This is a genomic window from Shewanella sp. DAU305, from assembly GCF_026802235.1.
GTDB lineage: Bacteria > Pseudomonadota > Gammaproteobacteria > Enterobacterales > Shewanellaceae > Shewanella > Shewanella baltica.
This window is the reverse complement of the sequence record NZ_CP113808.1, coordinates 2076239-2088943: the sequence shown is the minus strand read 5'-3', so window position 1 is coordinate 2088943 and position 12705 is coordinate 2076239. Positions and strand designations below refer to the sequence as shown.

Sequence of the window (12705 nt, the reverse complement as noted above, 5' to 3'; positions counted from 1 at the left end):
GATACAAAAATGACGATATAAAGATAATTCGTCTTAGTGGCATACTATCCAGTATGACAGTTCCGTTGTCACAAGGCGCATAAGCATACTTGGCAAAAAAAATTGGTCAATTGTTAATTTTACTAAACGAATGTATCGCCAGATAAACTATATAAGGTCACTAAATGGAGTCGATTCCACTTGTTAGCAGTCAAAACCCGCAGTTACACACTGCGACAGCCCAAGCTGATGCTCTCAGTGCTACTCCGCGTGCTATTCCTGCTCAGGTGCAAACCTCCCCTGAGGGAGATAGTATTATTCTAAACGGTACAGAATATAATTTAAAGCTTGTTAACGCTCAGCAGCGGCAAATATTATTGACGGCTAATACTTTTCTCGTCACGCCCAATACGCAAAACACTCCACCGACAGCTGCAGCGACTCAAGATACCACCAGCCAACTGCTTGCCTTAGCCACGCCTATTGCGCTGAAAGTCCCTGAAGCTGTTATCAATTTGGCGCAACAAAATGGCATATCTCAGGCACAGCTTTCAGCTCTTGCGGCTCGTACTCAAGGCTATCCATTACCAAACGTCACCATTATCAACAAAGAGTTTCAATTTGCTAATGGCACTGTTGTAGCACAAGATCCTGGACCTCAGCTGAATCAAGGAGAATTCTTAGCAAAAATAGCCTTTCAGCAAGGGCGGCCTATTTTATTACTCACCCCAATACAGAGCAAACTCGAAATCGTTATTGGGGCGCCAGTAAATGAAACTCAGGTTCCCACAAATAAATCGTCTTCTGACATTGTGATCGCCAAAGTCGAACCGGTTCAGATCATCGCCTCCTTTTTAAAAAAACTTGAAGCTATCGTTTCTTTACCTGAGCCAACAAAACAAACTGCCACGACAAAGGTAGATACACCGGCAACTATGCTAAGCGGTAGCACAACTCAACCAGAAAAGTTAAATACGAGTACAGAAGGCGTCAAAAACAAAATAGCAAACGATGCTGGCATACCGCTTTCGAATACCAGTAAAGAGCCTGTCACGAACCTTAACAGCTCATCGCGCTCTTCAAGTTCGCTAAATTCACAGACGCAGGCAACGCAGGCAACGCAGGCAACGCAGGCAACGCAGGCAACGCAGGCAACGCAGGCAACGCAGGCAACGCAGGCAACGCAGGCAACGCAGGCAACGCAGGCAACGCAGGCAACGCAGGCAACGCAGGCAACGCAGGCAACGCAGGCAACGCAGGCAACGCAGGCAACGCAGGCAACGCAGGCAACGCAGGCAACGCAGGCAACGCAGGCAACGCAGGCAACGCAGGCAACTAAAACAAATGATGCTATGCCTGTCAAAGTAACAATGCCAACTATGTTGAGTACTCGCGGCTCAAATCAGGTACTCGCTACGCCAGCTGTTCTGATTAATTCAACACAATCACAAATAAATAAACCTAGCTCTTCCACCGCGACCATCGAGCAAACAACAAGGAACTCATCCCCATTGGGATCTAGCCTTACAACGGTATCGGTAAATGTCCCGTCTCAAGACCCTAAGGTTAATAATGCGTTGGTAATGCAAAACCCCAAGAGTTTGGCTCCAACACCTCCGCTTACCAATGTAGCCACTAATATTGGTGCTCAGAATGAAGAAGCTGTGGAGGAAATTGCTGCGGTGAGTCCAAAAAATATTTTAGGGCTCAATACGCAAAAAAATGAACAGGATGGGAATGATACCAAAACTGACAGCACTATAAAGGTTGCTGATGTTTTGCAAAAAGCATTCAATAAAGCGGGAGCACTTCCTGTTGAACTATCTCGTTCTAACAACAGCTCAAATTTAGCCTCAGAGTTGTTAAAGCACTTACCGCATATAGGATTACCACCACTGAGCCAGCTAAATGATTTAGATGAGCTTAAAGCCAATATTCTGGGATTAGCAAGTCTTAACCTTGCCGCACCTCAGTCAAATCAAGCCTCAATGTTTATGAATGCGAGTGCGATTACCTCACTATTTCAACTGCTACTAGGCTTTAAAGCTAATAATATTTCGAATTCAATGAGTAAGAAGCTCGCAGATTATCTTGAGCAACTACAAGCCAAAGTTGGCTTTTCCGCTAAACAACTTGGCCAACTGAGCAAAGCAGGCGGTCTTGATAGCATGGGACAACTAGCCTCTAACTTGCATTTATACCAACAGGCAAGCAATGAGAGCGCGGGCAATTTAGTGTGGTTCTTTGCCCTACCCTATGGCATTAACCAACGTCATGAGCAACTGGAAGGGAAATTTGAGCAAGAAGCGGATCCTGATGATCCAGAGAAAAAAGCCGGATGGCGTTTACAGCTCAAATTTAATTTAGCACAAGGTCCGCTACTGATTGCAGCTCAACAGCACAATCAACAATTGGATATCCAGTTTAAAGGCAATAGCCAAATGCTACTTAATAAGGTCAACAACTTTTTAACGCCCTTAAGCCAAAAATTGTCACAGCTAGGGTTTACGCCAGGTGAACTCTCGACGCAAATAGCGCAAGTGCCAGCAACCTTATTACCGGGTGATCATTTCCTCGTAAAGACAAAAGCTTAGCTAGAAAAAACACCTAAGCAGACATTGAATCCATCATCTAATTTTAGGAAGAACCAAATGAGCGAAGAGAGTGAACCGAAGCAAGCTGTCGCGCTGAGCTACGATGGGCGTAACGCGCCTAAAATTGTGGCTACTGGTGAAGGGCTTATCGCAGAAGAGATTATTGCGCTAGCCAAGGCTAACGGTGTGTATATCCATCAAGATCCCCATCTAAGCCATTTTCTACAGTTGTTAGAGCTAGGAGAGGAAATTCCTAAGGAGCTTTATCTGCTTATCGCCGAACTGATCGCATTTGTGTATATGCTCGACGGTAAGTTTCCCGAGCAATGGAATAATATGCATCAAAAAATTGTTGAGAAGGCATAAAATAAAAAGCTAATTTTGGCAAATTAGCTTTGAGAGTTAAACAAAGTATCACTATCAATTCTATGCGATCATTTGCGATGAAGTCGGATCAATAGCTCAGCTTCCGCTTTGGGTAGTTCGCATTCTTTAATCAACTCATCAACACCAGCGCCAAGCGCGACCATTTTCATGGCTCGAGTATAAAGTTTTGCCTGTGGATCCTGCTGAGTCGTCTCTTCTATCCGTTCCGACTGCTGAAGTAGGCGTTTTTCTAACTCAATCACACGCCGACCGACTCCGATAGTGCCACTGCGCAACTCTTGCAACTCACGCTTAAACGACTCTCGCTGACGATCACCTTCTTTGACTAAAACGGTTAATGCTTCGACCTTGCTTCTTAGTTTGCTCAATTGTTTTTGTAAAAAGAGTACTAATCCTAAGCATGCGATGACGTAGACTAACGCTGCGATCAAAAATTCATCGCCCATTAAAAAATCCTTATACTCACTCATTGCCATAAATTAGCAGGCATTCCAACTGAGTTATCTATTCCAAAGTGCTGTACTTAAATGACTCAATATCATTAGCCATTGTTCAAGCTGTGATAAAAATAATTTGTCTATCCATAAATCGTAAAGACTTAGAATCATCGATTTATTCGCAAATACACAAAATAGCTGAATGAATTAATATCATTCAGCCTTATCTCGCTAATTGATTAAATCTGAGTCAATTCGGCCCATTCTTCATCGGATAATAACTTGTCAAGATCGACTAAGATGAGTAATTCATTGTCGCGATTACTCACACCTTGAATGAATTTAGCACTCTCTTCCGTTCCGACATTTGGTGCATTGTCGATTTCTGAGCGGCGTAAATAAACCACTTCGGCAACACTATCCACTAAGATGCCAATGACTTGCTTTTCTGCTTCGATGATAACGATTCGAGTTGAGTCATCAACTTCGGCAGACTGCAATCCAAAACGTGAGCGGGTATCAATAACTGTGACAACGTTACCACGTAAGTTAATGATGCCTAATACGTAATAAGGCGCACCTGGCACGGGAGCGATTTCAGTGTAACGCAACACTTCCTGCACTTGCATTACGTTGATGCCATAAGTTTCATGATCTAACTTAAAGGTAACCCATTGTAATACTGCATCATCTTTACTTGCAGCGACTGCTGCTACATTTCTTGTATCTTTCATGTTTACCTCAACCAATTGAGTCCTGACAACCTAAACCCGCATTAAGCATTTCAACTAAGGCTTGTACGTGCAAAATGCCACACATCTGCTCTTTCACTACACCCGCTAACCAAGGACGCTTGCCTGCTTGACTACGCCAGTTGACTTGCGATTTATTAATTTTTACCGCATTGACCAAGGACTCACAAGTTAATCCCCAGTTACTACCTTCTAATAATACAAGATATTGATAATTTACCGATTGCGCCAGTTTATCTGAGTATTTTTCCGGCATAACCCACGCACAAGTGTCAACAATGTTCAATTGCTCCTCCCTATGCGTCTGTACACCGAGAAACCATGCGGGTCGGCCAAAGATGTGGTTTATCCGCTCAATTTTAACTATTCCGCCTAAACTGACTAAAGGCACCGCCAATGTCAGCCCAGCTACTTTAAAGAATAGTACCTGAAACTCATCATCGAGCACTTCTTGCAAATCTTTTGTCACGCTAGGAGGCGTAATACCGACTTGTGTTTCGGGCACAACCACTGGCTCAACGACTTTTTCAGCAATTACTTCATCAACAACCGCTTCATCAATAACAGGCTTGGCTTGCGGTACTTCCACCACAACGGGTTGGACATCAACTGCAGGCGTAACTTCAACAAGAGGTGGCGTCGGTGCTAATGTTTGAGTCTTAAGTACAGGCGCCAACAATTTTTCTAGCGCTTGCTTGTTCACTTGAGAAGCAATCTTACTCACTGGAGCAACAAACTCATGTTGTCTTGGCGTTGCTTTTGGCTGCAACTGTACCGCCGGCGTTATCGTCCTATCTAGAGCTTGTGATGCAGTCGTACGACCATTTTCAGCCAAGATTGCGGCATCAAGTAATGCTGCCTCCGTTTGATTAACTGCAACATTTTGATTTGAGTCTGCTGTTACAATGCTTTGAGAGGAAACAACCTGACTTGGAGTGTCGTCTTCCTGCAGCAATAATGCGAAAAAATCAAAAACAGTTTCATCAACCGATTTTGACATGGCCAAACTCCCCAACTAATAAGAAATCTAATAATCTTTCATAGGCTTTCACGCCACGACAACCACTCGCATAATGCGATGCTGGTAAATGTGCCAAACTGGCATCTCTAAACTTAGTGTCGACAGGAATAACGTCCTTCCACAGGGTTTCACTGTATTCAGCACCAAGCACTTGCAAAGCGGCGGGTGACGCCTTGGTACGTTTATCATACATAGTGGGCACGACGGTGTAACTGTAACGCGTCTTCTTCGAGCGCCCCATCAATTCCATCGTTTTAATCATCCGCTCTAGCCCTTTAATGGCAAGAAACTCGGTCTGCACGGGAATAATAATATGCTGACTTGCTGCAAGGGCATTAACCATTAAAACGCCAAGTACGGGGGGGCAATCAACGATAGCCACATCATAATCATCAGCAACTAGCGCTAATAAATTACGCAGTACTAATCCCATCCCCTCTTGATGACCTAAGGCTCTGTCCAAAGTTGCAAGTGCCATAGTGGCAGGCAATAAATCAAGACCATCGACTAAGGTTGGAACTACATGGGATAAAACGAGTTCTTTGGAGAGGCTTTTATGGGCCAGAAACACATCAAATAAAGAGCCTGGAACCTCTTCAGAATCAATGCCTAAGTAATAACCTAGCGAAGCGTGTGGATCGGTGTCTATCATAAGCACACGCTTGCCGCGCTTAGCCAATGTTCCCGCTAAACTCGCTACCGTTGTGGTTTTACCTACGCCACCTTTTTGATTCGCTATGGTCCAGACTTTCAAGAAGTGACCCCCATATAAATTGATTAAATGCTAATGAATGAGAATATTGAGCACACACATTCCAAAAGTTACTGCTCTTTTCTCGTCGTTACTCGAATACCACCATTCGGTAAACTAATCACTTTAACACCATCGGCATTTTCAGAAATCACTACAGGTAGCATCTGTGCTTTATTTGGTTCAATTGGCGAAATAGCAGCCTTAACTTCTGCTTCTGGCGTCTGCAGCAGTGTCGGAAATAAAGGTTGCTGATTAGCGTTATCCTTCGCCGTATCCATCGCTGCACTTTGCTTACCCAGCAAAGGTGGGACACTACTCTGCGTAGATTCTGGACCTATAGCAACAGCCTTTTGCTCACCAGGAGCTGCCAATTGCAGCATAGCTTTAGTCTGATCAGGATGAGACGCTAACCAGGTTGCAATAGCTTCAGCTTGTTCATCAGGGACCATTAACAGCACCTGAGTCGATTCCAAACGCTTTATATCTTCACGCAACAAACTATTTTTGTGCCGATAATCGAGACTCAAGGCGCCAAGACACAAAATGGCAATAGCCATCAGCAAAATGATGAGCACACTATTCGTGCTCATCGGATTTTGACTCTTAGACACGAACAGACTCTTTTAAAATGCATTCAGCCATGTTGTCTAAGGCAATCGACTGAGTGGCAATACCTGCACTAGCGACAGCCTGAGGCATACCATAAACCACACAACTGGCTTCATCCTGTGCCCAAATGGTCGCACCGACCGCTTTCAACATGCGGGCACCTTCTCTGCCATCCGCGCCCATACCGGTTAACACAACGGCAAGTACGTCACCGCTAAAGGCTTTAGAGGCAGAAGCAAAGGTGATATCAACACAAGGCTTATAGTTCATGTCCGCACTACCAGCGATGACCTTTAATCGACCACTACCTCCAGTACGTTCAACCATCATTTGCATACCGCCAGGCGCTAAATATGCACAACCCGGTTTAAGAAGATCGCCATTAGCGGCCTCTTTTACTTCAATCTTACATAAGCCATTCAAACGACTTGCAAATGCTGGCGTAAAAGCTGCTGGCATATGCTGAATTAATAAAATCGGATGCGGATAGTTTGCCGGAAATTGGGTAAGAATTTTTTGCAAGGCAACTGGACCACCGGTAGATGTGCCGATCAGCAGTATTTTATACTGCTTACCACTTGCACGAATCGACGCTGCTGTTGAGGTCCTGACAGGAGCAGTGGCTGGAGTATGCGACGCTATACTCGTTGTCCCTAAAACGCTACTGGTTGGGCGCACGCTAGGTGTTGAAGCGACGACAGGACGTGCAATTGGACGAAACATTCTGCGGCGTCCCAATGCCTTAACTCTCTGCTGCAACAATAAAATAGCATCATCTTTATTGGTAGCAATGTCTTCAAAACGTTTAGGTAGAAAATCTAACGCACCAGCATCTAAAGCGTCTAACGTTGCTTTAGCGCCATCATGGGTTAAAGAAGAAAACATCAAGATCGGAGTCGGACATTTAGCCATGATTTCACGGACGGCAGTAATGCCATCCATCACGGGCATCTCAATATCCATAGTGATAACTTGAGGATTAAGCTCAGCAGCCATCTTCACCGCTTCGGCCCCATTTGAGGCCGTCGCGATAACTTCCAGTTCAGGATCTTGATTGACTATTTCACTAACACGTCGTCTGAAAAAACTTGAGTCATCAACGACTAATACTTTAATGGCCATTCCATTCCTTAGCTTGGAAACTAATTCTTACTTTTCGCATAATGCTTTAACAATCCAGGGACATCTAATATCAGTGCGATACCACCATCCGATGTAATCGTCGCGCCAGCCATCCCAGGAGTGCCATGTAACATAGCGCCAAGGGGTTTAATCACCACCTCTTCTTGGCCTATTAGGGCATCGACCACAAAACCAATTTGCATCATACCTAATTGTACAATCACCACATGACCATGCTTTTTATCGCCATGTTTAAAGGTGGTTTTGTTTCTATGTAGCCAGTGCTCCAAATAGAACAAAGGCACAGCCTTGTTACGCACTATGACGGTGAGTTGTCCGTCGACGATATTGGTCTTAGTGAGATCGAGATGGAATATCTCGTTCACGCTAGACAGAGGTAATGCAAACACTTGTTTAGCGACATCAACCATTAAGGTTGGCATAATCGCCAGCGTTAACGGTACTTTAATCTCAAGTATCGTGCCCTTACCTTTCATAGAATCAATATGCACTGTGCCGTTAAGCTGAGTGATACGGGTTTTTACCACGTCCATCCCAACGCCACGACCAGAAATATCTGAAATCTCGACCTTAGTCGAAAAACCGGGCGCAAAAATCAAATTATACGCTTCGCTGTCAGTCATTCGCGAAGCTGAATCTTCATCAAGCACACCACGTGTTATCGCGATTTTTTTCAGTTTTTCAGGGTCCATACCTGCGCCATCGTCTTCGATTTTCAGCAGTATATGGTCACCTTCCTGACTTGCGGATAAGGTAATCGTACCCGTTCTCGGCTTGCCATTGGCTTCACGCTCGTTTGGCATTTCAATACCGTGATCCACAGAGTTACGCACTAAGTGGACGAGTGGATCGGCAAGCGCTTCAACTAAGTTTTTATCTAGGTCGGTTTCTTCACCAACCATGATCAAATCAATTTCTTTATTGAGTGTACGCGCAAGATCACGTACTACCCGAGGGAAACGACCAAACACTTTCTTGATCGGTTGCATACGGGTTTTCATCACCGCGCCTTGCAAATCGGCAGTCACGAGATCTAAGTTCGCAAGGGCCTTAGACATTTCCTCATCATCACGACTGATACCTAAGCTCACTAATCGATTACGCACTAACACTAACTCGCCCACCATATTCATGATTTGGTCGAGTCGTGCAGTATCAACACGTACTGTAGTTTCACCTTGAGGCACATTTGCTGAACTTGCTTTAGCTGGCGCTTTATCTACAACTGCAATGTCCACTTTCGGTTTTGCGGCAACAACGGGGGCTGGAGCAGGCGCAGCAGCTTTTACTGGTGTGGGAGTCGGAGCAGCTTTAGGTGCAACAGTCGAAGCAGGCGTTACTGGTGCAGTAGGCGCTTTTACTTCTGCTTTTGCAGGGGCCGCACCTTTACCATGGAGTTCATCGAGTAATCTTTCAAACTCGTCATCGGTAATTTCATCGGCATCCACTATCGGTTGAGGCGTGGGAGCCGAAGCGACCTTTGGTTTAGCTGGCACTTCTGCCTCAGCTTTAAACTTGCCTGAACCATGTAGTTCATCAAGCAATGCCTCAAACTCATCATCAGTGATGTCATCACCCGATGCTGAAGACGCTTTAACTGGCGCAGCTGGCTTAGCGACCACAGGTTCAGACGCCACAGCGGTAGCAGCCGCAGGGCCTTTTCCTGAGCCATGAAGCGCATCTAACAAAGCTTCAAATTCAGCATCGTTGATATCATCAATACTTGAAGATGAGCTATTACTTATCTCTGCGGGAATGTCTTGTGGGACGGGAGTTTCAACAATGGCTTCAACGACAGGCTCTGGTTCGACAACGTCTACCACCTCTGCAGACGCAACTTCAGATGGCAATGGCGCACCTGAACTCAGCATTTTAAGCCTAGCCAACAGGCCCGACTCAGCAGGATCTTGTTGTTCGCCCTGCTGCGTTTGAGCAAACATGGTATTAATAGCATCAACAGCCTGCAAAATAATATCCATCAGCTCTGCGTTTACGCTGCGTTTGCCTGTGCGCAATAGATCGAAGGTATTTTCAGCCTCATGACACACATCGACCATGGGAGTTAAGCTAAGAAAGCCTGCGCCACCTTTAACGGTATGAAACCCTCGGAAAATGGCGTTTAGCAAGTTTGTGTCATCAGGATTATTTTCAAGCGCAACGAGTTGCTCTTGCAGAAGCTCTAAAATTTCACCGGCTTCGATTAAAAAGTCCTGGAGTATCTCTTCATCTACATCAAAGGCCATCAAATTGACTCCCAGTTAGAAACCCAGACTCGATAGAAGATCATCCACTTCGTCTTGACCCGTTACTACATCTTGACGAAGCTCGGCATTCATTATCGGCCCTTCCGCTTCAATATTATTTTTCTGAGCAATCTGACTTTCAATCATAGGCTGCTCACCAAATACCGTCAGCATAGAAACCAGATTACTTTCAACTTCCATTACCAGATCAATAACACGGCGTATCATTTGCCCTGTTAAGTCTTGAAAATCTTGTGCCATCAATATTTGATTCAGCAATTCACGTAATCGAATCGAGTCTTCTGAACTACGGGACATAAGATCTTGGACATCGTGACAAAGAACCTTAAAGTCACTTAAGACTATCTCGCGTCGCATTAATCTGTCCCAAGATGGCATGACTTTTTGAATATTAACCGTTACGGCATTGGCCAAAGGTAAACATTCTTCAACCGCATCCATGGTTTTATTTGCCGCTTGTTCAGTCATGTCAATAACGTAATTTAAACGTTGCTTGGCATCGGGAATTTCTGTATTGGCTAATTCAGAAAGACGATTATCAACTTGAAAATCCATCAGCGCACTATGAAGTTGCCGAGTTAATTTCCCTACTTCTTCGAATAATTCTCGTTGCAATGGAGCTGCAAGCTCCCGAAATAAATCATCTGCCTGACTTTGCTCACCTGCACTTAATAATTCAACAAAGTGCTGAGCTTGCTCGAGCGTGATGAGCCCTGATGTTTGTGACTTCATAGCTCATCCTTGCTCAAGCGAGTCGTTCGAATATTTTATCTAACTTCTCTTTCAGCGTTGCAGCGGTAAAAGGCTTAACCACATATCCATTCACTCCCGCTTGAGCGGCAGCAATAATCTGTTCACGTTTTGCTTCAGCAGTTACCATTAATACGGGTAAATGCTTTAGCGAATCATCTGCGCGAATTGCTTTTAACAGATCGATCCCTTGCATGCCGGGCATATTCCAATCTGTAACAACAAAATCAAAATCCCCCTTTTGCAACATCGGCAGGGCTGTTGAGCCATCGTCTGCTTCTTGGGTGTTGTTAAACCCCAAGTCTCGCAACAAGTTCTTGATGATACGCCTCATTGTCGAAAAATCGTCAACAATGAGAATCTTCATATTCTTGTCCAAGGTTTCCTCCGGTGAGCTGACATTCTGTGCTCGATTAATAATTATACTTATGTCCAGTGCTTGAGTTTAGCTTTCAATCGCAACATTGCCTGACTTAATATCTGGCTAACCCGCGATTCACTGACTTCAAGAATGGCGCCAATCTCTTTTAAATTCAATGCTTCATCGTAGTACAGGGATAACACTAATGCATCTCTTTCAGGCAATAATTTAATTGCCTCAACCAGAGCAGAATGAAATTGGTTCTCAGCTAATGCTTCAAATGAATCATCATCGGACCGATCACTCACTGTAAGTATATCCTGAGATACGCCTAAGTCTTCTATCCCTATGATTTTTCCGACAGAAACATCGTTAAGAATATGATGGTACTCATCGAGCGTCATATCAAGTTTTTCTGCAATTTCTGTGTCGCGTGCATCACGACCCAGCGCTTGCTCTAACTCATCTATAGCGTGTGCAACCTTGCGGTTGTTACGATGAACGGAACGAGGGACCCAATCGCCGCGGCGGATTTCATCTAACATGGCCCCACGTATGCGTATGCCGGCGAAGGTTTCAAATTTCGCACCCTTGCCACCATCAAACTTGGATGATGCTTCTAATAACCCCATCATCCCAGCTTGGAGTAAATCATCTAACTGCACGGAGGCAGGTAGTCTGGCGAGTAAATGATGCGCAATTCTTTTAACCAACGGAGCATACTGTTCAACGATCGACGATTTATTGTCTAAACAAGTATACGCAGCGGCTTTATTCACTCGTTTTTTCCTCTTGAAAATCTGGTCGTTGTACTAAACGCTCAACGAAAAACTCCAAATGCCCACCAGGTTGCTGCGGTACAGGCCAGCTTAGAATTTTATTTGCCAACCCTTGATACGCAATCGCTGCTGGTGATTTAGGATACGCTTCAACCACCAATTTTTGTTTACGAACTGATTTACGTAAGTTTTCGTCAAATGGAATTGTTGCAACCAATTCAAGGGCGACATCCAAAAATCTGTCGGTCACTTTACTGAGTTTAGCAAATAATTCCATACCTTCGCGTAAACTACGCACCATATTGGCAACTATTTTAAAACGGAACACGCCATGCTCACGGCTGAGGATTTTTATCAGGGCATAGGCATCGGTAATTGATGTGGGTTCATCACAAACAACGACCAGCACATCCTGCGATGCACGTGAGAAACTGAGCACCATATCTGAAATCCCAGCAGCAGTATCTACGACTAGAATATCAAACTGAGTCCGCATCTCACTAAATGCGCGAATTAACCCGGCATGTTGCGCTGGACTTAATTCCACCATCCCTTGTGTTCCTGAAGTGGCTGGCACTATGCCAATCCCTTTAGGGCCACGAACGATAATATCGTCAAGCTCTGCATCACCAGAGAGAACATGGGAGAGGTTACGCTCGGCACGAATACCCAGCATGACATCGACGTTTGCTAAGCCAAGGTCAGCATCAAGTACCAAGACACGCTTGCCTTTTTCGGCTAATGCCACAGCTGTATTAATGGAAACGCTGGTTTTACCAACGCCACCTTTACCACCTGTGACCGCGATTACTTTCACTTTTTCGTTATAGGGTTGATTCATCATACGTAAACCACTTGCTTGATCCAGGGTCATA

General features: G+C 44.7%; 13 protein-coding genes. 2 read left to right on the top strand and 11 right to left on the bottom strand.

Annotated elements, in window-relative coordinates; genetic code table 11:
- The first annotated feature begins 164 nt into the window (after positions 1 to 164).
- Together OX890_RS08915 and OX890_RS08910 are read left to right on the top strand one after the other, a co-directional pair.
- Positions 165 to 2573, top strand: a complete 2409-nt coding sequence (locus OX890_RS08915; RefSeq protein ID WP_268650442.1) for a flagellar hook-length control protein FliK — start codon at positions 165 to 167, stop codon at positions 2571 to 2573.
- A 57-nt stretch (positions 2574 to 2630) separates the two neighbouring features.
- A complete protein-coding gene (locus OX890_RS08910; RefSeq protein ID WP_006082378.1) occupies positions 2631 to 2939 on the top strand; it encodes an EscU/YscU/HrcU family type III secretion system export apparatus switch protein in 309 nt (102 codons plus the stop codon).
- 68 nt (positions 2940 to 3007) lie between these two features.
- Here the strand turns inward: OX890_RS08910 and OX890_RS08905 are convergent, their stop codons facing one another.
- From OX890_RS08905 to OX890_RS08855, 11 genes are all read right to left on the bottom strand, one after another.
- Positions 3008 to 3406, bottom strand: a complete 399-nt coding sequence (locus tag OX890_RS08905; RefSeq protein ID WP_006082379.1) for a DUF2802 domain-containing protein — start codon at positions 3404 to 3406, stop codon at positions 3008 to 3010.
- 230 nt (positions 3407 to 3636) lie between these two features.
- The gene (locus tag OX890_RS08900) at positions 3637 to 4131 is read right to left on the bottom strand and encodes a chemotaxis protein CheW (RefSeq protein ID WP_006082380.1); all 495 of its coding nucleotides are present in this window, start codon (positions 4129 to 4131) and stop codon (positions 3637 to 3639) included.
- Between the two features lie 7 nt (positions 4132 to 4138).
- A complete protein-coding gene (locus OX890_RS08895; protein ID WP_006085598.1) occupies positions 4139 to 5149 on the bottom strand; it encodes a chemotaxis protein CheW in 1011 nt (336 codons plus the stop codon).
- Positions 5133 to 5924, bottom strand: a complete 792-nt coding sequence (locus tag OX890_RS08890; protein WP_006082382.1) for a ParA family protein — start codon at positions 5922 to 5924, stop codon at positions 5133 to 5135. The genes OX890_RS08895 and OX890_RS08890 overlap by 17 nt, the downstream gene beginning before the upstream one ends.
- Positions 5925 to 5992: 68 nt before the next feature.
- Positions 5993 to 6514 carry a hypothetical protein gene (locus OX890_RS08885; protein WP_006085599.1) on the bottom strand — a complete coding sequence of 174 codons (522 nt, stop codon included), beginning with the start codon at positions 6512 to 6514 and terminating at the stop codon, positions 5993 to 5995.
- A 13-nt stretch (positions 6515 to 6527) separates the two neighbouring features.
- Positions 6528 to 7655 (bottom strand): protein-glutamate methylesterase/protein-glutamine glutaminase, encoded by a 1128-nt coding sequence (locus OX890_RS08880; RefSeq protein ID WP_006085600.1) that lies wholly within the window; start codon positions 7653 to 7655, stop codon positions 6528 to 6530.
- 20 nt (positions 7656 to 7675) lie between these two features.
- Positions 7676 to 9919 (bottom strand): chemotaxis protein CheA, encoded by a 2244-nt coding sequence (locus OX890_RS08875; protein ID WP_115334221.1) that lies wholly within the window; start codon positions 9917 to 9919, stop codon positions 7676 to 7678.
- 15 nt (positions 9920 to 9934) lie between these two features.
- Positions 9935 to 10672: a protein phosphatase CheZ gene (locus OX890_RS08870; protein ID WP_012089697.1), complete on the bottom strand. Its 738-nt coding sequence runs from the start codon at positions 10670 to 10672 to the stop codon at positions 9935 to 9937.
- 13 nt (positions 10673 to 10685) lie between these two features.
- Entirely contained in the window at positions 10686 to 11069 is a 384-nt protein-coding gene (cheY, locus tag OX890_RS08865; RefSeq protein ID WP_007649667.1) for a chemotaxis response regulator CheY, read from the bottom strand.
- A 47-nt stretch (positions 11070 to 11116) separates the two neighbouring features.
- Entirely contained in the window at positions 11117 to 11830 is a 714-nt protein-coding gene (locus tag OX890_RS08860; protein ID WP_006082388.1) for an RNA polymerase sigma factor FliA, read from the bottom strand.
- Complete coding sequence (locus OX890_RS08855) at positions 11823 to 12704, bottom strand: MinD/ParA family protein (protein WP_006082389.1); 882 nt, start codon at positions 12702 to 12704, stop codon at positions 11823 to 11825. Before OX890_RS08855 ends, OX890_RS08860 begins: the two co-directional genes overlap by 8 nt.
- Between the last annotated feature and the right edge of the window lies 1 nt (position 12705).

Bases quoted from the DNA above. Each gene is read 5' to 3' on its own strand.
- OX890_RS08915 (WP_268650442.1), top strand. From the start codon at position 165: ATGGAGTCGATTCCACTTGTTAGCAGTCAAAACCCGCAGTTACACACT.
- OX890_RS08910 (WP_006082378.1), top strand. From the start codon at position 2,631: ATGAGCGAAGAGAGTGAACCGAAGCAAGCTGTCGCGCTGAGCTACGAT.
- OX890_RS08905 (WP_006082379.1), bottom strand. From the start codon at position 3,406: ATGGGCGATGAATTTTTGATCGCAGCGTTAGTCTACGTCATCGCATGC.
- OX890_RS08900 (WP_006082380.1), bottom strand. From the start codon at position 4,131: ATGAAAGATACAAGAAATGTAGCAGCAGTCGCTGCAAGTAAAGATGAT.
- OX890_RS08895 (WP_006085598.1), bottom strand. From the start codon at position 5,149: ATGTCAAAATCGGTTGATGAAACTGTTTTTGATTTTTTCGCATTATTG.
- OX890_RS08885 (WP_006085599.1), bottom strand. From the start codon at position 6,514: ATGAGCACGAATAGTGTGCTCATCATTTTGCTGATGGCTATTGCCATT.
- OX890_RS08880 (WP_006085600.1), bottom strand. From the start codon at position 7,655: ATGGCCATTAAAGTATTAGTCGTTGATGACTCAAGTTTTTTCAGACGA.
- OX890_RS08875 (WP_115334221.1), bottom strand. From the start codon at position 9,919: ATGGCCTTTGATGTAGATGAAGAGATACTCCAGGACTTTTTAATCGAA.
- OX890_RS08870 (WP_012089697.1), bottom strand. From the start codon at position 10,672: ATGAAGTCACAAACATCAGGGCTCATCACGCTCGAGCAAGCTCAGCAC.
- OX890_RS08855 (WP_006082389.1), bottom strand. From the start codon at position 12,704: ATGACCCTGGATCAAGCAAGTGGTTTACGTATGATGAATCAACCCTAT.